Source organism: Emcibacteraceae bacterium, from assembly GCA_041396985.1.
GTDB lineage: Bacteria > Pseudomonadota > Alphaproteobacteria > Sphingomonadales > Emcibacteraceae > Pseudemcibacter.
Genome location: JAWKXO010000001.1, coordinates 794,912 through 820,126, shown reverse-complemented (window position 1 = coordinate 820,126; position 25,215 = coordinate 794,912). Strand labels below are relative to the sequence as shown.

The following is a 25,215-nucleotide window of genomic DNA, read 5'->3' as shown; positions in this document are numbered from 1 at the left end:
TGCTGACAATCTTATAGATTTGCAAGACAACTCGGCTGATACAAATCATTTGTAATAGCGGTCTTTATTTGGGATAAAGTTTAGTGACAAAGTACAAAAATAATCTGCATATAAGGGATAGATCAGAATGGGCACACGTATAGAAACAGACACTATGGGCACCGTTAAGGTGGATGAGTATAAATACTGGGGTGCGCAGACACAAAGATCGCTTGAAAATTTCAAAATTGGTGGAGAAAAACTACCAATCCCGTTAATTCGTGCCCTTGGGGTTCAGAAAAAAGCGGCGGCAATGGCCAATGCCAAACTGGGACTTATTGATCATAAAATTGCCTCTGCAATTATTCAGGCGGCAGAAGAGGTGATTGAAGGAAAGCTATCTGATCAGTTTCCGCTGGTTGTCTGGCAAACCGGATCTGGCACCCAAAGCAATATGAATACCAATGAAGTCATCGCCAACCGGGCTATTGAACTGCTTGGCGGGGTGAGGGGAAGCAAAAATCCGGTCCATCCCAATGATCATGTCAATCTTGGTCAAAGCTCAAACGATAGCTTCCCAACGGCCATGTCGATTGCGGCGGCAGAGCAGGTATATAATGCGTTACTTCCGGCACTTGAAAATATATATGGGCTACTATCAGCCAAATCTTCGGAATTTGATCATATTATCAAAATCGGCAGAACCCATACACAGGATGCGACACCCATTACCCTGGGACAGGAATTTTCCGGATATAAAAGGCAATGTGAACTGGCGATTGAAAGGGTAAACGACTGCCTGCCGAGATTAATGGAGCTGGCACAGGGGGGAACCGCAGTTGGCACAGGCTTAAATGCCAATCCTGACTTTCATGCAAAATTTACAGAAGCTGTCAATAAAATAACCAATCTTAATTTTACATCAGCAAAAAATAAATTTGAGGCGATTGCCGCTCATGACGCAATAGTTGAAACATCAGGTGTGCTTAATGTCATAGCCACCAGCCTGATGAAAATTGCCAATGATATCCGTTTTCTGGCCAGTGGCCCGCGCAGCGGGCTGGGGGAGCTTATATTGCCGGCAAATGAACCGGGTTCTTCTATAATGCCGGGCAAGGTTAACCCGACCCAGTGTGAAGCCCTTACCCAGGTTTGTGCCCAGGTCATGGGCAATCATGTCACCATCACGGTTGCCGGATCAAACGGTCATTTTGAGCTTAATGTTTTCAAACCGGTTATGATCTATAATTTGCTTCAATCCATCCGGCTCTTGTCAGACGCGGTCAATAGTTTCTGTAAAAACTGTCTGGCGGGTATTCAGGCAAATGAAGTCAGAATAGCAGAACTTATGGAACAATCACTTATGCTGGTCACAGCGTTAAATCCGCATATCGGATATGATAATGCGGCAAAAATTGCGAAAAAAGCTTATGCGGAAAACCTGACCCTAAAACAGGCGGCACTGGCGCTTGAACTATTAAGCGAAGATCAGTTCGACCAGTGGGTTAATCCTGAAAATATGATTGGTAAATAAGCTGATTTTATTTGAGCGTCTTATAGGTTGCCACATCAAAATCATCGACATTAATCACATCCAGTACAAGTTGATCATATTTTCTAAGCTCTGTTGCTTCCTTGTTGGTTATTATTTTTGCCTCCAGCCCTTCGGCAATCATCATTTCACCATAACGGGCATTGATTTTGCCTTCTTTTCTGGCAATTCTGAGCTTTTTCTTAAGCGGAAGGCTATCTTCAGCGAGTTTTAAAGCCTGCTCAAGACGGCCAAGTGCCGGATCATCCTTACCGGGTACAAAGACATCCTTTGATAAAATTTCGCGGCGTTTGTCTCCGTCAAGAATACTTGCGGCAACAGTGCCAGTCAGTTTGTCATCAGGAAGCTTAAACCGCAGTCCGAGTGGCGATGATATTATTTTTATCAGAATACGAATAAACGGATTTGGCAGGTTATCAATATTGCCGAGAACGGCTTCATGCGCGTTATGACAGGCGGTTTGAATGGACCATTCCAATATCGGCTCCATATCACGTTCTTTTGCATCGTGATGTCTTTTTAAGGCGCCGCAGGCCAGATATATCCAGGAGAAAGCATCGGCAAACCGCCCACTGACCATTTCCTTACGCTTTAAGGCCCCGCCATATGTGGCGAGCGCTATATCCGATGTCAGTGAAAAGGCAGCACTTAAATAGGTCAGTTTTGCCTGTGCTATTGTCTCAATCCGGCTGTTGGAAAGCTTAATAAGGCCGGTTTTTATCGAAAGACCAAGCAGGAAACATCGGGTTAAATTACTGAAGACATTGAAAATATGTTTCCAGAGATATTTATCAAACCCGGCTTTGTCATCTGTTTGCAATGCGGTCATTTCCTTTAATAGATAAGGATGGCTTCTGATTGCCCCCTGTCCGTAAATGATCATTGATCTGGTCAGGACGTTTGATCCCTCGACTGTAATTCCAATGGGAATGGCGGAATAGGCCCTTGAAAGGATATTTTGTGGCCCACGAATAATCGCTGCACCTGCTCTCAGATCCATAGCATCGTTAAGGGTTTTACGCATCCCTTCAGTTAAATAGGCTTTTACCGTTCCTGATAAGACGGATGGTTTTTCACCGCCATCAATTGCCGCACAAGTCATCTGGCGGGTTGCATCCATCATATATGTATATCCGGCAATGCGGGCGAGAATTTCCTCGACCCCCTCAAAGCGGCCAATGGGCGTATCAAACTGTTCCCTTATTGTTGCGTATGCGCCGCAGACACGGGTTGATAATTGCGCGGCCCCAACGGAGAGAGAAGGTAAAGAAATTGACCGTCCGGCAGCGAGCGATTCAACCAGCATACGCCATCCGTTACCAATACCTTTTTCTCCGCCGATAATGGCTGAAACAGGAATAAACACATCCTTGCCATGGATCGGGCCATTGGCGAACGGGACCCCCATCGGATCATGTCTGTTGCCAATTGTCAGTCCTTCAATATCGCGGGGAAGCAGGGCACAGGTGATGCCTCTGTCCTCTTCATCACCCAGCAGATGTTGTGGGTCACGCAGTTTAAAGGCAAGCCCGATCAGGGTCGCGACAGGGGCAAGGGTGATATATCTTTTATTGAAATCAAGAGAGATACCGAGGACATTTTTTCCTTTTATTTTTTTCTTCATTACAGTGCCAAAACTTTGCATGGCACCTGCATCACTACCGGCTTCCGGTCCGGTCAGCGCAAAACAGGGAATTTCTGTGCCATCCGCCAATTTTGGAAGATATGTTTTTTTCTGCTCATCCGTGCCGTAATGATATAAAAGTTCGCCAGGACCCAATGAATTTGGCACCATAACGGTCACTGCTGCTGCAATACTTCGTGTCGATATTTTGGTAACGACCGCTGAATGTCCTGATGCTGAAAAGCCTAAGCCGCCATATTCTTTGGGGATGACCAGACCGAAAAATTTTTCCTTTTTCATATAAGCCCAGACCTTGTCTGGAAGCTCTCTATCCTGCTGAATTTGCCAGTCATCGAGCATTTCGCAAAGTTTCTGAACTGGGCCATCGATAAATTTCTGTTCTTCCGGAGACAATTTGAAGGCGGGTTCTTTCATCAGCTTTGCCCAGTTGGGCTTACCAGAGAAAATTTCTCCATCAAACCAGACGGTCCCTGCCTCCAATGCCGTTTTTTCCGTTTCACTCATTCTTGGCAGAACATTGGCGGCAATATCAAATAATCGGTCCGTAATAAATGACCGCCTTAAAGGGATGTTATATTGGAGGATAAGACCGATACCTGAAATGATCAGTGCTATTATGACTGCCATACTGTCTGAGGCACCGATTACCCCAAGCAGTGACCAGATAACCAATCCGAGAAAAATGAAAATCATTTCGGAGCGGTTTTTATAAAACGAACCAACAAGGAGTATTAATGAAATTATTAAATATATGACGGGCATTTTTAGTTTCCTTTATTAGGAGGTTTTATAGCATTGGTTTCAAACTATTCTGTTGTTTCAATTTCAGGATCCGTTTTTTTATGGCTGCTGATGATCATGCCTATCAAGACACCGGTAAGCAAAGAAAACGCGATAATGACAAAGCGGCTGGTTTGAAAGGACCAGAACAGAAAATTGATTTCAACAATGGTCATGTTCTGCAGGACAAAAAGCAGAAGCATAGCCCCACATACCATAGCCAGATAATGTTTTAATTTTTTCATATAGCAGTTATCTTTCTTGGTTTTTTACGTTCTTTAAGGTTGCTGTTGCCATTATACACAATTAGAGCATATTTAAACATCAGGAATTTAAACAATTTCAATTAATGCACGAAAAAAAGGTTGTAAAACTTAAATAAATATTAACAATAATATTTTATATATTAAATTCTGTTGACACTTTATTCGGGAAATATTGACACATTAATTTTTTGTTAGGGGGTTTGATGAGGATGCGCATTTCCGGTCTAAAATGTGTAGAGAAAATATTTATATGCGCGATATTTGTTTTTCACTTTTTTACATTTTCTTTTTTTGCTCTTGCAGGAGAAATTAACGAGGCATCCTCCCTTTCCATTACGGAAAAAAAATGGATTGCCGAACATCCTGTCGTTACCGCTTCCAATAATACGGGTTATGCTCCCATTGATTTTGTCAGTGCAGGCGTTCCTGCTGGCCTTTCCATTGATTACCTAAACCTGATCGCCAGTAAAGTCGGTTTAAAAATTGAATATATAAATTTTGGTAGCTGGTCATTAATGCTTGAAAATGCCAAAAACCAAGAAGTTGATATCATTCAAACCCTTTCAAGAACTGAGGAAAGGGAGAATTATTTCAATTTTTCTGACCCATATTTTAAAGTGCCCATTGCTATATATGGTCATTCCGGCGCACAAAGAATTAATGGTGTTAATGACTTAAAAGGGAAAAATATTGGTATTATAAAAAACCATATCGTTGGTGCAAGTTATCAGCAGAAATATCCAGAGTTAAATTACATAACCTATTCTAATAACAGAGAGGTTTTAATGGCTCTCTCTTCTGGTGAGATAGATGTTTATCCGGGCGATGTTACCGCCATCGATTTTACCCTTTCCCAGGATAATATTAAAGATATCGAGATTATTGGCGATGATCTTGTGATGCAGGATAATGACATTGAACAACGAATTGCCGTTCATAAAAATAACCCGATATTAATAGACATCATAAAAAAAGGTATGGCCCTGGTTACCGATGAAGAGTTCAGGGAAATTTCCAATAAATGGATCAAGCCTGCAATAAGTGACTATAATGTAGGTCTTACCCAGCAGGAAAAAAACTGGCTTTCCAATCATAAAACAATTCTGGTTGCTGCTGAAAAGAAGACATTTCCCTATGAATTTATTGATAAGAACGGAAATATTTCAGGTATCTCAGGGGATTTTTTAGATGAAATTGCGCAAAGATTAAATGTCACATTTAAATGGGCTGGTAATGATAACTGGCATTCCGGTCTTGAAAGTTTTAAAGCCCATCAAATTGATATGATCGCTGTTGTAACGCCAACCAAAGAGCGTGAAGAGTATATTATTTTTACTGAACCTTACATGAAGTTTGAACAAGCTATATTTACGGTCAAAAACAATCAGGTTTTTACATCTTTGGAAAGTTTGGTGGGGCATAAAATTTCGCTGAGTAAAGATGCGGCATTAGTGGAATTCATAAAAAAAGATTATCCTGATATCAAAATCATTGAGGCGGAAGATGATCAGAAAGCGTTAAATATGGTTCTGGTCGGGCAGACTGATGCTTATATTGGGGATATTCCATTTGTAAATTCATTAATGCCGATCATTGGTACTTCAAACCTGATTGTTACCGGTATTTCCCCCTATAAAATGGAAAGTGCTATGGGGATTCAGGCAGATTTGCCCTTGCTTGCCAGTTCAATAAAAAAAGCCCTTGCAGATATAGATCCGTTATCAAGGCAAAAAATATTCAATAAATGGTATTCAGTTAATATTGAACCCACAACGAATTATGGAGCCCTTTTATATGTACTTGGATTTTCTATTTTCATTAGTGTTGTAATTTTGATCTGGAATTACAGCATGAGAAGAGAAATCAGTCTTAGAAGGAAAATTGAAGAAAAACTAAATTTGGAGATCAAATCGAAAGAATTGATTGCCGAACAACTTGATAGCGATATGGAGCGTTTTCATGGCGCATTCAAAAATATTGCAACAGGAGCAATTGTGGCAGATAGTAAAGGGACCATTGAGGTATTTAATGAAGCAGCAGAAAAAATATTTGGCTATAAAAGTGATGAAGTTGTCGGCAAAAATGTAAAAATGTTAATGCCTGAATTTCATGCAACCCGGCATGATAAATATATAGAAAACTATATAACCTCTGGTGTGAGAAAAATAATCGGAATTGGAATAAAGGTAAAAGCCCTTCGTAAAAATGGTGAGGAAGTTCCCATCCATCTGGGCGTTGGGGAAATGAAGATAAAAGATAAAGTGTCTTTTATTGGCTCGATAACTGATTTAACTGATATTACACAGGCGCAATATGCACTGGAACAGGCATTGCACGATGCAACGAAGGCTAATAGAGCTAAATCAACTTTTCTGGCTGAGACAAGCCATGAACTAAGAACGCCATTAAATGCAATTCTCGGCTTTTCGGAAATGTTGCTAAATAAATATTTTGGTGAATTGAATGAAAAGCAACTTGATTATGTTAAGGATATAAATAGGAGCGGGAAACACCTTCTTGATCTGATCAATACTCTGCTTGACCTTACCGAAATTGAAAGCGGGAAGAAGGATATAAATAAAGAAATTTTATCTGCTAAGGAGATTGTTGAAGAATGTACTGAAATTATGCGGTACCAGATAATGCAGAAAAATATCACACTAAATTTTTCCATGGATAAAGACCAGCCTGAAATTTATGCAGATCGCCTGGCCTTGAAACAGGTATTGTTCAATCTTTTAACCAATTCTATAAAATATACCCAAAATGAAGGGGAAATAACAATTTCTGTTGAACAGCAACAGGATATGAAAAAAATAATGGTTAAAGATAACGGGCAGGGTATTGAAGAAGAACTGATTGAAAATCTGACGGAACCATTTTTTAAAGGGAAGAAATCGGCCTATTATGCAGAGGAAGGCTGGGGACTGGGGCTGGCAATTACAAAACTTCTGATAGAAGCTCATGGTGGGAGACTTAAAATTGAAAGTGCGCTGGGAAAAGGGACATCAGTGATGTTTTTTCTGCCAGATTTAATAGAGAATGCCTGTATTATATCAAAAAAATCAGGGAGGCACTTCCCGTCAACAACAACGCTACAATAGGTTAAAACGCAGAACTCTTATCATTAAAATTTTTGGATGTTTCAGCTTTGGTCAATTGATTATGAAAGATGTTTGTCATAATCAGGAAAACTTGGGCGTTCTTCTTAAGGCTTAAGTCAATTAACAGTTTCTGTGGGGCTTTTATTTTTACGGTTTCGTCGCCAAGATTAAGTAAAATTTCTGAAAAACTTGATCTCTGATCAAACTCAATATTTTTGACCGTAGCGATTAATTTAGGTGTGCTACATATGAATTCAGTATGATAGGGGACGATGGCGATATTCTCTGTCAGACAGGATAAAATGACATCTTTGCCCGGCTTTTCATCTATCTTTGGTAAAATAATCTCCTGTCCCTGAAACTCTAAAATGGTCAAATGATTGTTGTTATCATGTTCTTTTATCACAGCAATTAGGTCGGTTCTTTTATCCACATCAATGAACGGGTTATCTGGATTGACATGATTTAAAGCCGGGAAAACTTGCTTTGCAATACCTTCCTCCACCTTTTTTCCATCGTCCAAAACGATGATACGGTCAGATAGCAATGAAACCTCCTTTATATCATGGCTGACATAAAGAATTGGCAGGGAAAATTCATCATGAAGTCTTTGAAAGCAGGTTAAAATTCCCTGTTTGGAAGTTTGGTCCAAAGCGGAAAGTGGTTCATCCATAAGTAATAATCTTGGTTGTGCGAGAATGGCGCGTCCGATTGCAACGCGCTGCCTTTCTCCTCCTGATAATGAAAGGGTAGAGCGGTTTAGCAGGTGATTGATACCGAGCAATTCAACAACATCATTATAATGGAACGTTTCCTTTAGATTATGGGCGCGAGCCCGTTCGGCACCGTAAAGCAAATTTTGTCGAACTGTAAGATGTGAAAAGAGATTGGCTTCCTGAAAAATATAACCGACTGATCTTTTATGCGGTTTTATAAAAATCTGATCATTTTGCCAAATTTCATTATCAACGATTACTTTTCCCGGCAATTGGTGGAGCCCGGCCAGGCATCGGAGGATCGTTGTCTTGCCGCAGCCGGATGGTCCAAATAATGCGGTTATCCCTTTTAAAGGCATTTGAAATTCTATATCCAGTCTGAAATCACCAATGGAGCCTTTAAAGGCAACTTCGATATGTTTATATTCCGTCATTTCATTCATTGGGCTGACTTACTGAAATATTTTTCAAATTTAATCATTGATAAAATGATTATAAAAGAAAAAAGAAGCATACCGCCTGCCAATATATGGGCGGGTGTCCATTCAAGTGTTTCCACATAATCATAAATAGCGACTGATAACACTTTTGTTTCCCCGGCAATATTACCACCGATCATCAGAACCACACCAAATTCACCGATCGTATGGGTAAAGCCAAGAATGGCACCCGTCATGAACCCGGGTCTGGCAAGGGGAACAGCAACTGTCCAGAAAGCATTCCAGGGCGACGCGCCCAAAGTGGAGGCAACTTCGAGCGGGCGTTTACCAATCGCTTCAAATGAGTTTCTTATCGGCTGAACGACAAAGGGAAGGGAATAAATGATTGAGCCGATCACCAACCCCTGAAACGTGAAGGCAAGAGAGCGCTCGCCATAAAGTTCCGCAATCCATCCGCCCGGTCCTTTGGGCCCCAATGCGATAAGGAGATAAAAGCCAATTACAGTTGGTGGCAGGACAATCGGTAATGTAACGACGGCGGCGACAATATCTTTCCATTTTGATCTTGAATGGCATAGCCACCAGGCAATCGGTGTTCCTATAATTGATAATCCAATAGTGGTTATTGTTGCCAGTTCAAGGGTCAGTCGGATTGGCGGCCAGAGGTCAGCTATTTCGTTCATATTTTCCATTTCTATTGTTTGGTGCCATATCCATATTTTTCTATGATATTTCGTGCAAGGGGATTTTTAAGAAAATTTATGAAAGCCAAAGCTGCCTCATTATTTTCCCCTTCTTTTAGCAGTACGGCATCCTGTGCAATTTCAGAATATAATTCAGCAGGTATTATCCATCTGGAACCCTCCTTATGCGAACTGATTTGTGACAAGGCCACAAAACCGACTTCGGCATTAAGACTATGAACAAACTGATAAGTCTGGGCAATATTATTTCCCTGAACTATTTTATTTTGAAGAGAGTTATAGAGGTCTAATTGTTTCATGACTTCCACTGCTGCAGCACCGTAAGGCGCGGTGGTCGGATTTGCTATTGCTATTTTCGTAAATCTGCTTTGTTTTAATGTTTCTTCACCATTAACAAAATCAGGATCTTCACTATATAAAGCAATTTTTCCTATAGCATAAGTAAATTGGCTGTCTTTTACGGCATATCCATCTTCCACAGCTTTTTTAGGCCTGCTTTGATCTGCAGCCAGAAATATTTCAAAAGGGGCTCCTTGTGAAATTTGGGTGAATAACTGGCCTGTGGACCCGAAACTGAACTGAGCGCTGTGACCTGTATTCTTCTCAAAGGCCTGGCCTATCTCATTGGCCGCTTCGGTAAAATTAGCAGCAACTGCGACACGAACATTTTCAGCCATTGCAAATGTGTATGAATGTCCCCAAAGAATTAAGAATAATATCAGTAAAATAATATTGTTTTTTTTCATGGTAATCTCCTCAGTCAAAACACTTTAAAAATGTTAGAATGTAAAACTTGATTGCAGGTAAGCATAAATTGAGTTGCCTTCTTTTGGTGCGTTGGTAACATTTTTTAAAAATTGTCCTGCGATCAGATAAGCGCCGCCAGCCTCGATTTGCAGATTCCCGGCAAAAAGAGCGTATCTTACTCTTGTTTCAATCTGGTGCCCTACAAAATTTCCAGAGTTTCCTGTTATGTCGGTAAGAGAAGCGGTGGTTAAGGAGTCTTTGCTGCTAGCCAGCCAAATAGCTCTATAACCTATAAATGCTTGTGTTTTACCTGTTGGGTTAAACTCACCACGAGTTCCCGGGGAGCTTATGTTTGATCTGGCAAATGCACCATAGATTCCGGTTGGGCCAAAATCAAAGCGTCGTGCTCCATAAAGTGTGTCAAAGCGGTTGTTATTATTATCATTTGATTGTTTGTCGCCGCTGGCAAAGTCATACTGAAAAACCAGACGTGGACTCCAGCTGTTTTTTAGTGTGTGCGCCAGATGAACATGAGAAAAGAAAGCTGAATGATTTAAATCTGCTAGGTCGGCGGGTGAAGTTGTCTTCCTTGATTTCCCATACTGATATGCTGATTCAATCTCGAAATCCCATAAGCCTTCTTTCGGCTTTGAATATATTCTGACGCCCGGCGTATAGATATGACGGTTTCTTGTGGCAAGATCAGAATTATCGTCTTCATTCAAACCATAGAAATAAACTTCCCCATTTATATTATTGGTTAAATTTTCTTTTGAAGCGTAAATTGCCCAGAATGTGACGTTTGAGTTTTCGGAATCAAATTCAACTTCGTTATGATCAAGTTTAATGCGATTTGTAGGTTTGCGATTTACGGGCATTGTCCAGAAACCCTGCAGTTTTAAATCATTTTGCCCTGTCCATATGACATTTATTCCGGTGAAGGCATTAAGGGTATTCCGAAAACGGTTTCGGGCAACCAATCGTCTGCTTCCGACATCAATCGTTAGTCTGCCAGCCTGAATATTTAAGGTGTCTCCTGCAATAATTAACCCTTTTTGTTGATAACCGATATAAGCACGTAGCAGTTCAGCAGTATTCACATCATCAGTACCAAGTGGGGTACCAGCATCATCAAGCTGAGAACGAGAATCTTCGAATTCTGCACCTAAGTAGAAATTATCGATATCTATTTGGGTGTTAAGTAAAAGGCGTTCGACCAGAATTTGGTCAGAACCCGTGGCACCAGAACGAAATGGGTTGTTTAATGCTTCATACCTTACTCTGTAGCTACCCTGTAAAGTAAACCAATCGGGAAGCCCGATTGCCTTTTGCAGCCGGAATGGTTCACTTTCAGCGTTGGCAACCGAAGTGATCATGAATAAAAAAATTATATAAAAAATGATGAAGTAAGAAGAAAAATTACTTTTAGTGGTCACTTAAATCTCCGATATATTTAATGAAATATATCGGAGATTTAAGATATCCGTTTTTTAATGTCAAGCTAATTTGAATTTAAGTTAGTCTTTTAAAAGCCGGTGCAAATCATCAACATCACGCTTTATGGTGTCGATTGCAGTTCTTTGAATTTTTCTATACTGGCCCAGTATCTCTTTTCCCAGCGGTGTTACAATGGCGCCGCCTTTGGTGGCGCCTCCTTTTGATTTTTCGACCAAAGGGGTTTTGAAACATTTATTCATTGTTTCTACAAGATCCCAGGCTCTTTTGTAGCTCATGTTCATGGCGCGACCTGCCGCCGCTATGGAGCCGGTTTTGCTGATTTGATCCAGAAGATCAGCCTTCCCAGGTCCCATCGCCAGTTCATCCCCGGACAGAATGCGAATCTTAACTGAAAAGTCTTTGTCATTTTTAGCCATTTAGTAGATCCCGGTTTAATTTTACTATGAATAAATATAATGGGTTGGGATCGCTTATCAAACTCATTTTTTTGTCATCCTACAAAGTGATAAGCACGCGGATTATTGTTGAAAATAAAATCCTAAAATATTGCATGCGGAATTTCGCATTTTAGGCTTTGATTAAAATATATCTTGTGCTAGATAAGTCTCCTTTCGCACGATGCCCAGGTGGCGGAATTGGTAGACGCGCTAGCTTCAGGTGCTAGTGGCCCTTGCGGCCGTGGAGGTTCGAGTCCTCTTCTGGGCACCAAGTCTATGGTAAATTGCCAGTTAGCATAGTTAAAAAGTCTAGTAGAATTAGTATCATCTCTAATAGAGTTAAGTGCGTACGCCTCGTTTTAGCAATGCAAGAATGTCTTCTGCTAAATTTTCAGGCTGCATGCGAAGTGATCCTCTAGGTTTATGTGGAGGATTAAAGTGCTTAACTTGAGGTTCAGTCATATTAATCGAAGCAGTGTTAGGATGCTCATGATGCTCCGCTCTTGTTTTCCAAGCGAAATAATTGGCATTTACTACTGCCGCAGCAATTACTACATGGGAAATCCTACTTTGAGAATCTATATGGTCTAAGACCGAAGAGGTATATTTAAGAGAGCAAATTATCTTTTCCAAAAGATCTTCTTCAATAATTACCATCATCCCTCTTGTAGTGGTGCCTAAAGCTACTCGAACTGATATTGTAACTCTTTCGTTGATGAGTACGGAATTAGAAAGTTGCTTTAATATGAGATTATGACCTTTGATTGAGGGTTTTATCCCTTCGCCGTTATTAAACACACGGGCCTTGCCAAATAAAGCTTCTCTTTGTAACCAATCGATCAAATCTTTATTTTCTAATTCACTTGGTCTTAATATTGATTGTGTCGGAGCGCCGGAAACTACAACCCATAATTGAGGAGACAACCCTCCATAACTTACTTCTTCCACAGCAAAGAGTGATAAAGCCTCTGAAAGAGTTTGCTCTGAATCTATAGGTCCTGATGCTTGGGATAATTCCCATTCATGTATTGAACGCGTAATTGTAGATCTTAAACTTGATAAATCTTCAAATGAGGCAGTGTACTGACCTGAACTCCAATCTTGAACTTCTTCAACAAAAGCGCTTTGTTTTTTATCAAAATCAACTCCTGTTTGAATAAATGCTAATACTGGTTTTCTCTCTTTAGCTTCTCTGTATTCTTCGTGTGTGGCAGATAAGCCAGAATCCTGAATAAAGCCATATTTTTCACCTAAAATTAATATAACAAGATCAGAGTCTCTAACTCCTGACAGACATGCTGATTGTGGAGAGTCTGGAGACGCAGGGTAACTTTCGGCTCTAATCGGTTCGTGTCCTAGATCGTTAATTGCAGTCGCAGCCGACACTCTTTGCGACTCCATATTATTTATTAGAGAGCTTATAAATATCTTCATTAATAATCCTGTTTCTCTATAACTTCAGTAGGGTCAATTAATGCAAAACTGCCACAAACACATTGTGGTTTGGTTGGTACGGTTCCTGGTGGCAACGGCTCACCATCTTCTAATATCTCAACGTGAAACCTCCTTTTACACTTAACACAAATATATTCTTTTAAAATCATCTCTTTTACTTTCTTTCCGGAAAATGCAAATAAATTAGATAATTCATATATACATTATCTTTCTTTTCTTTGATCTGGGTGAATCATAGCTTTCAATACTGCTATAATTTGTGAACGATTGAGTTCTGCGCCAATTAGATTATTTCGTATAGGCTTGAATACAGTTAGCATTCTCTTATACGCTGAAATCAGAGGTGCATGTGAGTTAAGGTCTCTCTTCTCGAAAGTTAGAAATCTCTTCATGTCATGAATTAAAAAACGAGCCACACTGTAATATTCACTTTCATAATTACCATCAAACCCTGGGAAAATGACATTCCTTCCAAATGGCTCTGCTTCTTTTTCAACCTTTTCTTTGTCTTGTTTCGATAACTTTGAATGTGCACTTTCAATAAGTGACCACATATCCAGTATATCGACCACTTCAGAAACAACCGAATTTTTATCCATATGTCCATGGAATAATCCGGGATACTCCCAATCCAAACCCCAATAGTGTCCTCCACGAATTGATGCATTTACGAAATCAGCGTCAATCTCTCCATTTATCACTTTATGATGCTTATACAAATCGCTAAGCATCATAATTATTAGTTTTTCACCGTCTCTAATTTCAATTTCTTTCCCAATTTTGACTTCCTTTCCAATTTTGACTTCTTTCCCTGCAGTTACACCTAAACCTACGCGAATTAATCTTCTGATTGTTTCAGCGCGTGAAGGTGAATCCTGCTGTTGTAATCGCCATTGATCAACACTATCCAGCGTCTCCTGATCAAGGCGCATTTCAAATCTTTCTGTTTTGGGTTTCATTCATATTCCTTTAATAGTTCAATATTGATAAATTACGTACATATATACGTATATAACGTTTTTAATGACGTATGTCAATGAAAGATGTATATTTAATGCTAACCCATTTGAAAGTGGTATTGTATGTATATCAAATGCATTGCGTGGGAGACGTATTTCAAAATATAGTTTACTATGACGTTCTATGATGGAGTCTAGCTATTCTTTCGAGCTGCTCTATAGGCGCATCTTGGACGTTTGAATGATTTACTAATCTGGATAGTGTATATTCAGCACTCTATAACCCAAAATCTGGATTACGTTAGCAACTATTAAATTTTAGAAAAGTGGTGCCCCCACACGGACTCGAACCGCGGACCTACTGATTACAAATCAGTTGCTCTACCAACTGAGCTATAGAGGCATCTTAGTAAAGATAATATCAGAACCTTAAACTTCAAGACTCTGACGAAAGTAGGCGAAAACTAGTGTTGTTTTATTTCAAAATCAAGCATTATTTTCGCGTGATATGTGTTTTTTATTACGATGTGGAAAAAACATAAAGGGCGACTGCCGCCGCGTTTGAAACATTTAAACTTTCCACCGTGCGGCTGATCGATAATTTTACAAGTCCGTCACAATGATCGGCTGTTCCTTTTCTGATGCCTTTGCCTTCTGCGCCGAGCACAAGAACGATATTATCCCCGAAATCTGCCTCGCGAATATCCTGCTCGGCATAGCCGTCCAGCCCAACGCGCCAGTAGCCCATATCCGCCAGTTGATCAAGGGCGCGGCTCAGGTTAGTTACGCGCACCCATGGGAGCGTCTCCAATGCACCGGACGCTGATTTGGCCAGCGCGCCGGATTCCGGTGGGGCATGTCTGTCTGTGGTAACGATTGCCTTGGCACCAAAGGCAGCAGCGCTTCTTATGATGGCACCAACATTATGTGGGTCAGTTACCTGATCCATGACCAGAACCAGATTTTTTCTGTCCTTCAATATAATGCATACATCTTCAAGATGATTGTCGGGCAGGGGAGCGGTAAGCAAGGCAATACCCTGATGGACGGCATCAGGGGGTAATAGTTTCTCAAACTGCTCATTAGCAACTATTTCCGGATGCAAAGCGCGGTGGTTTAAATGTATTTCTGTCAGGGCATGCTGATATTGGTCCTGGCTTTTGGTTGCCACGATCAGCCGCTTGATCTTGCGCATTGGATTTTCAAGGGCAGCAAGAACAGCATGTCGGCCAAATAACCATAATCCTTTTGATTGGGAAGGAGCCTGTTCATGCGGATGATTCCTTCTTGCCAAATTCTCAGACTGCTTTTTCGGCTTATTTCTGGAGGCCTGTTTTTTAATTTTATTTTTGCTCATATGATGTGCTATAAGCTAGTCTGCATTTTAGCGCAACCGCTTTAATTGCCAAGTTATTGTGTGATTTTTGCAAGTTTATAAAAAAGGTTGTGATTTTCTGGAAAAATACATTGACATCACAGAATAAATGTCCATATTGCGGCTTCAAGTTGCCTGCTTTTGTTGGTGACTTAAACCCTGTTTTTGGAGGGGTGGCCGAGTGGTTAAAGGCACCAGACTGTAAATCTGGCCGCATAGCGTACACAGGTTCGAATCCTGTCCCCTCCACCATTTTCCTGACTTTTGATGTATAATCTAAGGTCCGGAAAATAAGTGGAATCAGGGTGGAGCGGTGTTCTGTGCGGGCGTAGCATAATGGTAATGCAGCAGCCTTCCAAGCTGAATACGAGGGTTCGATTCCCTTCGCCCGCTCCAATTTTTAATGCGGTGAATTGGCAATAATGCCTTACACTGGTGTGTTTAATAGACAGGGATTTAATTATCCGAATTTGAAAACTTAGGTAGAAGAAGATGGCAAAAGAGAAATTTGAACGCAATAAGCCGCATTGTAACGTGGGTACAATCGGCCACGTTGACCATGGTAAGACGACGCTGACGGCTGCGATTACGAAGGTATTGGCTGAGACGAGTGGACGTGGAGCAGCGGTTGACTTTGCGAATATTGACAAGGCTCCTGAGGAGCGTGAGCGCGGGATTACGATTTCGACAGCACACGTTGAGTATGAAACAGATGCGCGTCACTATGCGCACGTTGACTGTCCTGGTCACGCTGACTATGTGAAGAACATGATCACGGGTGCGGCGCAGATGGACGGCGCGATATTGGTTGTTAACGCAGCGGATGGCCCGATGCCACAGACCCGTGAGCATATTCTTCTTGCTCGTCAGGTTGGTGTGCCGGCGCTTGTTGTTTATCTGAACAAAGTTGATCAGGTTGATGACGAGGAGCTTCTTGAGCTTGTAGAGATGGAGATCCGTGAGCTTCTGAATGAATATGAGTTTCCTGGTGATGATATTCCGATTGTTGCCGGTTCAGCACTTGCAGCTCTTGAGGGTCGTGATGATGCGATTGGTAAAGAAAGCATTCTGAAACTGATGCAGGCGGTTGATGAGTATATTCCGCAGCCTGAGCGTGCGATTGACGGAGCATTTTTGATGCCGATTGAGGACGTGTTCTCTATTTCGGGCCGTGGTACAGTTGTGACTGGCCGTGTTGAGCGTGGAATTGTTAAAGTTGGTGACGAGGTTGAGATTGTGGGTATTAAGAAGACCCAGAAGACAACGGTTACCGGTGTTGAGATGTTCCGCAAGCTTCTGGACAGTGGACAGGCTGGCGACAATATTGGCGCTTTGATCCGTGGTGTTGGCCGTGAAGAGGTTGAGCGCGGACAGGTTCTTGCGCATGTTGGTACGATTACGCCACATACGAAGTTCAAAGGCGAAGCCTACATTCTGACGAAGGATGAGGGTGGCCGTCATACACCATTCTTCACCAACTACCGTCCGCAGTTTTACTTCCGTACGACTGATGTGACCGGTGTTGTGACCCTTGATGCTGGTGTTGAGATGGTGATGCCTGGTGACAATGTTGCGATTAATGTTGAGCTGATCAACCCGATTGCGATGGATGAAGGTCTGCGTTTCGCGATCCGTGAAGGTGGACGTACTGTAGGCGCCGGCGTCGTCGCTACCATTGTTGAATAGTAGTTTTTATGTGGAACGGGTCTTGTAATAGGGCCCGTTCTGCCTATTTGTAGGAGTGTAGCTCAGTTGGTAGAGCACCGGTCTCCAAAACCGGGTGTCGGGAGTTCGAGTCTCTCCACTCCTGCCATTTAAATAAAAGTGGATTTGTGGTGGATTTTAGAGTATTCATCGTCAAGTTCATAAATAATATGGAAGTTTTGAAGGATGGCAAAAACAAGCCCAGCAGAATTTGTTCGTCAGGTTCGTCAGGAAGTCTCCAAGATACACTGGCCGACCCGAAAAGAAGCAACTGTTACAACAATCATGGTTTTTATCATGGCAGCTGTAATGTCTGTTTTCTTTTTGGGAGTTGACCAGCTTTGGGCCTTTGTTATTCAGCTTATACTTGGACTGGGGGCGTAGGGTATGGCGACTGATGCAAAATGGTATATCGTCCAGGCTTATTCCGGATATGAGAAAAAAGTAGCCGAGGCTATCAGGTCTTCAGCTGAGCTTCATGGTCTAAGTGCGCTTATTGAAGAAGTGCTTGTGCCTGTTGAAGAAGTGGTTGAGGTTAAAAAAGGCAAGAAAGTCACTACCGAGCATAAATTTTTCCCGGGTTATGTTCTGGCGAAAATGCATATGACTGATTCGACCTATCATCTGATCAAGAATACACCAAAAGTAAGTGGCTTTCTTGGAGCTGGTGGGAAGCCGGCACCAATCAGTGAAAAAGAAGTTAAGCAAATCCTTCATCAGGTTGAAGAGGGTGTGGATAGAAAATCACCTTCCATCACTTACGATGTTGGTGAGGAAGTCCGCGTAATTGATGGTCCTTTTAATTCCTTTGTAGGAATTGTTGAAGGCGTTGACGTTGAAAAAATGCGCCTGAAAGTATCGGTTTCGATCTTTGGTCGGGCAACACCTGTTGAGCTGGAATATAATCAGGTAGAAAAAAACTAGCAATATTATGAATAGGCTGTTATAAGCCGCTCTTACTGAGTCGCTGAAAAGTATTATATTTTTTGGCGGCTTGTTGTTTGGGAGATAATCCCAAATAAACCGGGCAAATGCCCATAGCGTGTGGAAGGCCCGCCATGGCCGTACCACATCCCTTTAAACTTTCAGGTTAATCCCTGAATATATTATATAAAAGGTATACAATGGCAAAGAAAATTAGCGGCTATATTAAGCTACAGGTGCCTGCGGGCGTCGCCAACCCATCACCACCAATCGGACCAGCACTTGGTCAGCGCGGTGTTAATATTATGGAATTTTGTAAAGCGTTTAACGCACAAACACAGGATTTGGAAAAAAATATGCCAATTCCTACGATTATTACTGTTTATGCGGATCGCAGCTTTACTTTTGTAACAAAAACGCCACCGGCATCATTCCTGCTTAAAAAGGCGGCGAACCTTAAATCAGCATCAAAATTGCCTGGTCGTGAGGTTGCTGGTTCGGTGACTGCGGCGCAGGTTCAGGAGATTGCTGATACAAAAATGGCTGATTTGAATGCAAATACAAAAGAAGCGGCATTTGAAATCATCGCTGGAACAGCCCGTTCGATGGGTATTGAGATTAAAGGATAAGGGTGATGGCTAAATTAAGTAAACGCGCGAAAGCGATGCGCGAAGGTCTTAACCTTAATGTGTCCTACTCTATTGAAGAGGCGGTTAAGATTCTTAAAGAGCGTTCAAAAGTTAAATTTGATGAAACTGTTGAGGTAGCAATCGGACTGGGTGTTGACCCGCGTCATGCAGATCAAATGGTGCGAGGCGTTGTTGGTCTTCCAAATGGTACGGGTAAATCAGTACGCGTGGCCGTGTTTGCCCGCGGTGATAATGCGGAAAAAGCAAAAAAAGCCGGTGCAGAGCTCGTCGGTGCTGAAGACCTGATGGAAAAAATCCAAAATGGTGAGATGGACTTTGACCGCTGTATTGCGACACCTGACATGATGGCAATTGTTGGCCGTCTGGGTAAAGTGCTTGGTCCTCGTGGCCTTATGCCAAACCCTAAGCTGGGTACAGTTACGCAGGATGTGGCCGGTGCAGTAAAAGCTGCTAAAGGTGGTCAGGTTGAATATCGTGTTGAGAAAGCCGGTATTATTCATGTTGGCGTTGGTAAAATCAGCTTTGATGACAAATCACTGGTTGAAAATGTAAAAACACTTATTGATGCCGTCATTAAAGCAAAGCCTGCTGGTGTAAAAGGGACATATTTTAAAACCATGTCCATGTCTTCTACAATGGGTCCAGGCTTAAGTATTGATACAGCATCAGCCCTGGCTGACTAAACGGGTGCTGATGAAAATGAATTCCGTTAGACGTGTCTGACGGGAACTTGGGGTTACGAAGGTTTTCTCCGTAATCCCGGCTTGTCCGAAACTGCAGGTGCCGGAACCTTTTATAAGGGGATGGTTTAAGCTTAAGGGCCTGCATAGATGGGGTTGTGATTTATCACAGTTTCCGTGTGGAAATTCGCAAGGATGGAAACGACAGGCATGAGCGATATGGAGAGGATATCCAACCCATATCAAATTTTAACGGTAAGGATTAATTTATTAATCTTTGCAAATTGAAATCGGAGACGAGAATGGATCGTACTCAAAAAAAGGAAATGGTATCCTTTTTAAAAGATGTTTTTGACACATCTGCTTCAATAGTTGTCGTGCGCAACCTGGGGCTTAATGTGGCTCAGATGTCTGATCTGCGCAATAAAATGCGTGAAGAGGGTGCCACTCTGAAGGTTGCTAAAAACCGGCTCGCTCGTCTTGCACTTGAAGGTACCAAAATTGAAGGCCTTGGAGAGCATCTAAACGGCACAACAGTCCTCGGATATTCCGAAGATGTGGTTGCTGCTGCTAAAGTTCTGGTTAAATATGCCAAAGACAGCGATAAAATTGAAATCGTTGGCGGATCAATGGATTCAACTATCCTTGATGTGGATGGTGTTAAATCATTGGCAGCACTGCCTGGACTTGATGAACTTCGTGGAAAAATCGTTGGGCTGCTTCAGGCTCCAGCAGGAAAACTTGCAAGTATTACGCAAGCCCCTGCCGGTCAGCTGGCTCGCGTGTTTGGTGCTTATGGATCGCAAGGTTAAGCGACCTGGGTTTCAATTGAAATATTAATTTGAATTAAGGAAAATTAAAATGGCTGATCTAAATAAGATTGCTGATGAACTATCTGCATTAACAGTTATGGAAGCTGCAGAACTTTCAAAACTTCTTGAAGAAAAATGGGGTGTTTCTGCTGCTGCTCCTGTTGCTGTTGCTGCTGCTGCTCCTGCTGCAGCTGGCGAAGCTGCTGCTGAGAAAGAAGAGTTTGATGTTGTTCTTGCTTCTGCAGGCGACAAGAAAATCAACGTGATTAAAGAAGTGCGCGGCATTACCGGTCTTGGACTAAAAGAGTCTAAAGACATGGTTGAAGGTGCACCGAAAGTCGTTAAAGAAGGCGTTTCAAAAGCTGAAGCTGAAGAGCTGAAAGCAAAGCTTGAAGCTGCCGGTGCTACAGTAGAACTTAAATAGTTCTAAAAAATCAAAAAGGTGATGCGAGGGGCTAGTTGTGCCCGCATCACCTTTACCCTTTTATTAGGGAGAGTGGTAAACATTAAACAGGATTTGAAATAATTTGTTAGAATACAATAATCTACCATTGATTTTGAAGTTATTTTGACTAATTTAATATGACCGTTTTCAGAAGTTATTCTGAAGCGGTTTTGGCGTATCTGAATTTTTTGTTTATTTTTTATTGCTGAGTTGCTTTTAACTAATTGATTTTTTTGAAGTAAATCAGTTTGATCAAGAATATATTGGCGAGGGTTGAACATGGCGACTTCTTATTCCAGTCGTAAAAAAGTTCGTAAGAATTTTGGACGTATCCGTGAAGTGGCAGAAATGCCAAATCTTATTAAGGTTCAAAAAAGCTCTTATGATCAGTTTCTGCAAACAGATATAGTACCAGCTGAGCGAACCAATGATGGTTTGCAGGGGGTATTCAAAAGTGTATTTCCAATTTCGGACTTTGCCGAAACTGCGTCACTTGAGTTTGTATCTTATGAATTAGAAAAGCCAAAATATGATACTGACGAGTGTCAGCAGCGTGATATGACATATGCGGCCCCACTTCGTGTGACCTTACGGCTTATCGTTTTTGAAGTTGATGAAGAAACAGAAGCAAGATCCGTGCTTGATATTAAAGAGCAGGATGTCTATATGGGCGATTTGCCACTGATGACGGACCGTGGGACATTTATTGTCAATGGTACCGAGCGTGTAATCGTATCGCAAATGCATCGTTCCCCAGGCGTATTCTTTGATCATGATGGCGGTAAAACGCAGGCCTCAGGCAAGTTTCTTTTTGCGGCACGTGTAATCCCTTACCGTGGGTCATGGCTTGATTTTGAATTTGATGCGAAAGATATAATCCATGTACGTTTCGACCGTCGCCGCAAAATGCCGGTGACGACATTGCTTTATGCCCTGGGGCTCAGCGCGGAGGATATTCTTGATTATTATTATAACCGTCTGACATATAAAAAAGTAAAAGGCGGCTGGAGCGTTACATTTGATCCTGATCGCTGGCGCGGTGTTAAGCCAACGTTTGATCTTGTGAATGCAAAAGATGGTTCAGTTCTTGTAGAGGCGGGCACTAAAATTACGCCAAGAACTGTTAAAAAGCTGCAGGAGGAAGGTGTTCTGAATGTTCTGCTTCCAGATGATGATCTGATCAACCGTTTTGCTGCGGAAGATATGATCAATGAGAAAACCGGTGAGATTTATATCGAAGCAGGCGAAGAGATTTCACAGGAGCATCTTGACCTTTTTGCCGAAGCTGGCGTTAAAGTAATTGACGTTCTTGATATTGACCATATGCGCGTTGGTCCGTTTCTTCGTAATACATTGATGGCTGATAAATGTCAGAACCGTGATATGGCTTTATCAGAAATTTACCGCGTCATGCGTCCTGGCGAACCGCCGACCAGAGAGACAGCAGAAGCTTTATTTGAAGGTCTGTTTTTTGATGCAGAGCGGTATGATCTGTCAGCCGTTGGCCGTGTAAAAATGAATATGCGTCTAAACCAGGAATGCCCTGATGATGTACGTGTTCTTCGCAAGGAAGATATTCTTGAAGTCCTCCGGACAATGATTGATCTTAAAGACGGTAAAGGTGTTGTTGACGATATTGACCATCTTGGGAACCGTCGCGTCCGCTCTGTAGGTGAATTGATGGAAAATCAATATCGGATTGGTCTTCTAAGGATGGAAAGAGCAATTCGTGAGCGTATGAGCAGCATTGATATAGATACAGTAATGCCACATGATCTCGTCAATGCAAAGCCGGCTGTTGCAGCTGTTCGTGAATTTTTTGGGTCATCTCAGTTAAGTCAATTCATGGATCAAACCAACCCGCTTTCTGAAATTACGCATAAACGTCGTCTTTCAGCTCTCGGCCCTGGCGGCCTGACGCGGGAACGTGCCGGGTTTGAGGTGCGTGACGTTCATACAACCCATTACGGCAGAATTTGTCCGATTGAAACACCGGAAGGTCCGAATATTGGTCTGATTAACTCACTTGCTACCTATGCAAAAGTGAATAAATACGGCTTTATCGAAACTCCATACCGCAAAGTGGTAGAAGGTAAAATTACGGATGAAGTTATCTATCTTTCCGCTATGGAAGAAGAAAAATATACAATCGCCCAGGCAAATACGCCACTTGATGAAAATGGCGATTTTGTGCAGGAGCTGGTAGACTGTCGTCAGGCAGGTGATCATGTACTTAAAAGACATGAAGAAATTAACCTGATGGACGTTTCGCCGAAGCAGGTTGTTTCGGTTGCGGCGGCGCTTATCCCATTCCTTGAGAATGACGATGCGAACCGTGCTCTTATGGGATCAAACATGCAACGTCAGGCCGTGCCTCTGCTGCGTGCGGAATCGCCATTTGTCGGTACGGGAATGGAACGGGTTGTTGCCCGTGATTCCGGTGCTGCAGTTGTGGCAACCCGCGGCGGTGTTATTGACCAGGTGGATGCAATCAGGATTGTTGTTCGTGTAACGGACAAAATTGATCCTGATAGTTCAGGTGTGGATATTTATACGCTGCAAAAGTTCCAGCGTTCAAACCAGAACACATGTATTAACCAGCGCCCGATTGTAAAAGTAGGCGATGAGGTAAAAGCCGGTGATGTCATCGCTGACGGTCCTTCAACTGATCTTGGTGAGTTGGCTCTGGGTCGAAATGTGCTTGTGGCATTTATGCCTTGGCATGGTTATAACTTCGAAGACAGTATTCTGATCTCTGAGCGTATTGTGAAGGATGATGTCTTCACATCCATTCATATTGAAGAATTCGAAGTCATGGCCCGTGATACAAAACTGGGTCCGGAAGATATCACCCGTGATATTCCAAACGTCGGTGAGGAAGGTCTGCGAAACCTTGATGAAGCAGGCATAGTCTATCTTGGTGCTGAAGTGCATCCTGGTGATATTCTGGTTGGTAAAATCACGCCAAAAGGTGAAAGCCCAATGACACCTGAAGAAAAACTTCTTCGGGCGATCTTTGGTGAAAAAGCGGCTGACGTACGTGATACATCCATGCGCCTGCCACCCGGTGTTGCCGGTACTGTGGTTGAGGTTCGTGTCTTTAACCGTCATGGTATTGATAAAGATGAGCGTGCCATTGCCATTGAACGTGAAGAGATTGAACGCCTTTCAAAAGACCGTGAAGACGAGCAGTCAATTCTTGATCGCAGCATTTATCAACGTCTGAAACCATTGCTTATGGATAAGAAAATTATAAGTGGTCCAAAGGAAGTGAAAAAAGGAAGCAAGGTTACAGAAGAGCTTCTTGATGAACTTTCAAATGGGCTCTGGTGGCAGATTGCGGTTGATGATGAAAAAGCAACAGCAAAAATTGATGGCCTTCACCAGCAATTTGAAGAAGCACGAGCCAGACTGCATGAGCGTTTCGAGGAAAAAATTGAGAAACTTCAGCGTGGTGATGAATTGCTGCCAGGCGTTCTTAAAATGGTTAAAGTTTTTGTTGCGGTTAAACGTAAACTTCAGCCTGGTGATAAAATGGCGGGACGTCATGGAAACAAAGGGGTGATTTCGCGTATTCTTCCACAGGAAGATATGCCATATCTTGAAGACGGAACACCAGTTGATATCTGTCTTAACCCGCTTGGCGTGCCATCACGGATGAATGTGGGACAGATCCTTGAAACCCATCTTGGATGGGCGTCACGTGGTCTGGGTGTTCAGATTTCAGAAATGCTTGATGCCCATGATGCATCACAGGCTGAAATAGCGGAAAATCTTCGTAAGAAATTTAAAACCGTCTACAGTAAAGAGCAATATAAAGCTGAAATTACGCCACTCAATGATGAAGATCTTATCGGTATGTCAGATAATCTTCGTAATGGTATTCCGATGGCAACGCCGGTATTTGATGGTGCGCATGAACCTGATATTGTGGATATGTTGAATGAAGCTGGGCTTGAAGGTTCAGGTCAGGTTGATCTTTATGATGGTCTGACAGGGGACAAGTTTGACCGTAAAGTAACCGTTGGTTACATTTATATGCTCAAACTTCACCATCTTGTTGATGACAAAATCCATGCCCGTTCAATCGGTCCATACTCTCTCGTTACCCAACAGCCACTTGGTGGTAAAGCCCAGTTTGGTGGTCAAAGGTTTGGTGAGATGGAGGTTTGGGCACTTCAGGCATATGGTGCTGCCTATACCTTGCAGGAAATGCTTACAGTCAAGTCGGACGACGTCAATGGTCGTACGAAAGTCTATGAAAGTATTGTTCGTGGCGATGACAGCTTTGATGCTGGAATTCCGGAATCATTCAATGTTCTGGTTAAAGAGATGAAATCTCTGTGCCTGAATGTCGAATTAACAAATAATAACAGCTAGACC

General features: G+C 42.2%; 20 protein-coding genes and 5 tRNA genes. 14 read left to right on the top strand and 11 right to left on the bottom strand.

All coding sequences use genetic code 11. The features are described from left to right. Positions 1-127: 127 nt before the first annotated feature. Positions 128-1,513 (top strand): class II fumarate hydratase, encoded by a 1,386-nt coding sequence (fumC, locus tag R3D86_03965; GenBank protein MEZ5757354.1) that lies wholly within the window; start codon positions 128-130, stop codon positions 1,511-1,513. Positions 1,514-1,520: 7 nt separating this feature from the next. On the opposite strand, the gene R3D86_03960 is transcribed toward fumC, so the two are convergent. Continuing rightward, complete coding sequence (locus tag R3D86_03960; protein MEZ5757353.1) at positions 1,521-3,938, bottom strand: acyl-CoA dehydrogenase; 2,418 nt, start codon at positions 3,936-3,938, stop codon at positions 1,521-1,523. Between the two features lie 44 nt (positions 3,939-3,982). Continuing rightward, a complete protein-coding gene (locus tag R3D86_03955) occupies positions 3,983-4,201 on the bottom strand; it encodes a LapA family protein (protein MEZ5757352.1) in 219 nt (72 codons plus the stop codon). A 224-nt stretch (positions 4,202-4,425) separates the two neighbouring features. Between R3D86_03955 and R3D86_03950 the strand changes: the two genes are divergently transcribed. Then, positions 4,426-7,326 (top strand): transporter substrate-binding domain-containing protein, encoded by a 2,901-nt coding sequence (locus R3D86_03950; protein MEZ5757351.1) that lies wholly within the window; start codon positions 4,426-4,428, stop codon positions 7,324-7,326. Between the two features lies 1 nt (position 7,327). Here the strand turns inward: R3D86_03950 and modC are convergent, their stop codons facing one another. The 5 genes from modC to R3D86_03925 all read right to left on the bottom strand — a co-directional run bounded on the left by modC (position 7,328) and on the right by R3D86_03925 (position 11,807). Continuing rightward, positions 7,328-8,476 carry a molybdenum ABC transporter ATP-binding protein gene (modC, locus tag R3D86_03945; protein MEZ5757350.1) on the bottom strand — a complete coding sequence of 383 codons (1,149 nt, stop codon included), beginning with the start codon at positions 8,474-8,476 and terminating at the stop codon, positions 7,328-7,330. A gap of 5 nt (positions 8,477-8,481) precedes the next feature. Continuing rightward, positions 8,482-9,165 (bottom strand): molybdate ABC transporter permease subunit, encoded by a 684-nt coding sequence (gene modB, locus R3D86_03940; protein ID MEZ5757349.1) that lies wholly within the window; start codon positions 9,163-9,165, stop codon positions 8,482-8,484. Positions 9,166-9,176: 11 nt separating this feature from the next. Then, entirely contained in the window at positions 9,177-9,932 is a 756-nt protein-coding gene (gene modA, locus R3D86_03935) for a molybdate ABC transporter substrate-binding protein (GenBank protein ID MEZ5757348.1), read from the bottom strand. Between the two features lie 33 nt (positions 9,933-9,965). Then, on the bottom strand, positions 9,966-11,369 hold the full coding sequence (locus R3D86_03930; protein ID MEZ5757347.1) for an alginate export family protein: 1,404 nt from the start codon (positions 11,367-11,369) through the stop codon (positions 9,966-9,968). Positions 11,370-11,450: 81 nt separating this feature from the next. After that, the gene (locus R3D86_03925) at positions 11,451-11,807 is read right to left on the bottom strand and encodes a LysR family transcriptional regulator (protein MEZ5757346.1); all 357 of its coding nucleotides are present in this window, start codon (positions 11,805-11,807) and stop codon (positions 11,451-11,453) included. Between the two features lie 204 nt (positions 11,808-12,011). On the opposite strand from R3D86_03925, the gene R3D86_03920 reads away from it, so the two are divergent. Then, positions 12,012-12,099: transfer RNA gene (locus R3D86_03920), tRNA-Leu, on the top strand. Positions 12,100-12,167: 68 nt separating this feature from the next. On the opposite strand, the gene R3D86_03915 is transcribed toward R3D86_03920, so the two are convergent. From R3D86_03915 to rlmB, 4 genes are all read right to left on the bottom strand, one after another. Next, a complete protein-coding gene (locus tag R3D86_03915; protein MEZ5757345.1) occupies positions 12,168-13,262 on the bottom strand; it encodes a DUF4062 domain-containing protein in 1,095 nt (364 codons plus the stop codon). Positions 13,263-13,486: 224 nt separating this feature from the next. Continuing rightward, positions 13,487-14,242 (bottom strand): YfbU family protein, encoded by a 756-nt coding sequence (locus R3D86_03910; protein ID MEZ5757344.1) that lies wholly within the window; start codon positions 14,240-14,242, stop codon positions 13,487-13,489. 327 nt (positions 14,243-14,569) lie between these two features. Beyond that, a tRNA-Thr gene (locus R3D86_03905) sits at positions 14,570-14,645 on the bottom strand. A 117-nt stretch (positions 14,646-14,762) separates the two neighbouring features. Continuing rightward, on the bottom strand, positions 14,763-15,599 hold the full coding sequence (gene rlmB, locus R3D86_03900) for a 23S rRNA (guanosine(2251)-2'-O)-methyltransferase RlmB (GenBank protein ID MEZ5757343.1): 837 nt from the start codon (positions 15,597-15,599) through the stop codon (positions 14,763-14,765). A 185-nt stretch (positions 15,600-15,784) separates the two neighbouring features. Between rlmB and R3D86_03895 the strand changes: the two genes are divergently transcribed. The 11 genes from R3D86_03895 to rpoB all read left to right on the top strand — a co-directional run bounded on the left by R3D86_03895 (position 15,785) and on the right by rpoB (position 25,212). After that, positions 15,785-15,869 (top strand) — tRNA-Tyr (locus tag R3D86_03895). A gap of 70 nt (positions 15,870-15,939) precedes the next feature. Further along, a tRNA-Gly gene (locus R3D86_03890) sits at positions 15,940-16,013 on the top strand. Between the two features lie 96 nt (positions 16,014-16,109). After that, on the top strand, positions 16,110-17,303 hold the full coding sequence (gene tuf / locus R3D86_03885; protein ID MEZ5757342.1) for an elongation factor Tu: 1,194 nt from the start codon (positions 16,110-16,112) through the stop codon (positions 17,301-17,303). Positions 17,304-17,354: 51 nt separating this feature from the next. Continuing rightward, positions 17,355-17,430 (top strand) — tRNA-Trp (locus R3D86_03880). 77 nt (positions 17,431-17,507) lie between these two features. Further along, positions 17,508-17,705, top strand: coding sequence for a preprotein translocase subunit SecE (secE, locus tag R3D86_03875; protein ID MEZ5757341.1), 198 nt, complete (start codon positions 17,508-17,510; stop codon positions 17,703-17,705). Between the two features lie 3 nt (positions 17,706-17,708). Continuing rightward, entirely contained in the window at positions 17,709-18,245 is a 537-nt protein-coding gene (gene nusG / locus R3D86_03870) for a transcription termination/antitermination protein NusG (GenBank protein MEZ5757340.1), read from the top strand. Between the two features lie 200 nt (positions 18,246-18,445). Continuing rightward, a complete protein-coding gene (gene rplK, locus R3D86_03865) occupies positions 18,446-18,874 on the top strand; it encodes a 50S ribosomal protein L11 (protein ID MEZ5757339.1) in 429 nt (142 codons plus the stop codon). A 5-nt stretch (positions 18,875-18,879) separates the two neighbouring features. Further along, complete coding sequence (gene rplA, locus R3D86_03860) at positions 18,880-19,578, top strand: 50S ribosomal protein L1 (GenBank protein ID MEZ5757338.1); 699 nt, start codon at positions 18,880-18,882, stop codon at positions 19,576-19,578. A 299-nt stretch (positions 19,579-19,877) separates the two neighbouring features. Continuing rightward, complete coding sequence (gene rplJ, locus R3D86_03855; protein MEZ5757337.1) at positions 19,878-20,387, top strand: 50S ribosomal protein L10; 510 nt, start codon at positions 19,878-19,880, stop codon at positions 20,385-20,387. 49 nt (positions 20,388-20,436) lie between these two features. Next, a complete protein-coding gene (gene rplL, locus R3D86_03850) occupies positions 20,437-20,811 on the top strand; it encodes a 50S ribosomal protein L7/L12 (protein ID MEZ5757336.1) in 375 nt (124 codons plus the stop codon). Between the two features lie 300 nt (positions 20,812-21,111). Then, the gene (rpoB, locus tag R3D86_03845; GenBank protein MEZ5757335.1) at positions 21,112-25,212 is read left to right on the top strand and encodes a DNA-directed RNA polymerase subunit beta; all 4,101 of its coding nucleotides are present in this window, start codon (positions 21,112-21,114) and stop codon (positions 25,210-25,212) included. Positions 25,213-25,215: the final 3 nt, after the last annotated feature.

Coding starts and splice junctions, on each gene's coding strand:
- fumC (MEZ5757354.1), top strand. CDS start 128: ATGGGCACACGTATAGAAACAGACACTATGGGCACCGTTAAGGTGGAT.
- R3D86_03960 (MEZ5757353.1), bottom strand. CDS start 3,938: ATGCCCGTCATATATTTAATAATTTCATTAATACTCCTTGTTGGTTCG.
- R3D86_03955 (MEZ5757352.1), bottom strand. CDS start 4,201: ATGAAAAAATTAAAACATTATCTGGCTATGGTATGTGGGGCTATGCTT.
- R3D86_03950 (MEZ5757351.1), top strand. CDS start 4,426: ATGAGGATGCGCATTTCCGGTCTAAAATGTGTAGAGAAAATATTTATA.
- modC (MEZ5757350.1), bottom strand. CDS start 8,476: ATGACGGAATATAAACATATCGAAGTTGCCTTTAAAGGCTCCATTGGT.
- modB (MEZ5757349.1), bottom strand. CDS start 9,165: ATGAACGAAATAGCTGACCTCTGGCCGCCAATCCGACTGACCCTTGAA.
- modA (MEZ5757348.1), bottom strand. CDS start 9,932: ATGAAAAAAAACAATATTATTTTACTGATATTATTCTTAATTCTTTGG.
- R3D86_03925 (MEZ5757346.1), bottom strand. CDS start 11,807: ATGGCTAAAAATGACAAAGACTTTTCAGTTAAGATTCGCATTCTGTCC.
- R3D86_03915 (MEZ5757345.1), bottom strand. CDS start 13,262: ATGAAGATATTTATAAGCTCTCTAATAAATAATATGGAGTCGCAAAGA.
- R3D86_03910 (MEZ5757344.1), bottom strand. CDS start 14,242: ATGAAACCCAAAACAGAAAGATTTGAAATGCGCCTTGATCAGGAGACG.
- rlmB (MEZ5757343.1), bottom strand. CDS start 15,599: ATGAGCAAAAATAAAATTAAAAAACAGGCCTCCAGAAATAAGCCGAAA.
- tuf (MEZ5757342.1), top strand. CDS start 16,110: ATGGCAAAAGAGAAATTTGAACGCAATAAGCCGCATTGTAACGTGGGT.
- secE (MEZ5757341.1), top strand. CDS start 17,508: ATGGCAAAAACAAGCCCAGCAGAATTTGTTCGTCAGGTTCGTCAGGAA.
- nusG (MEZ5757340.1), top strand. CDS start 17,709: ATGGCGACTGATGCAAAATGGTATATCGTCCAGGCTTATTCCGGATAT.
- rplK (MEZ5757339.1), top strand. CDS start 18,446: ATGGCAAAGAAAATTAGCGGCTATATTAAGCTACAGGTGCCTGCGGGC.
- rplA (MEZ5757338.1), top strand. CDS start 18,880: ATGGCTAAATTAAGTAAACGCGCGAAAGCGATGCGCGAAGGTCTTAAC.
- rplJ (MEZ5757337.1), top strand. CDS start 19,878: ATGGATCGTACTCAAAAAAAGGAAATGGTATCCTTTTTAAAAGATGTT.
- rplL (MEZ5757336.1), top strand. CDS start 20,437: ATGGCTGATCTAAATAAGATTGCTGATGAACTATCTGCATTAACAGTT.
- rpoB (MEZ5757335.1), top strand. CDS start 21,112: ATGGCGACTTCTTATTCCAGTCGTAAAAAAGTTCGTAAGAATTTTGGA.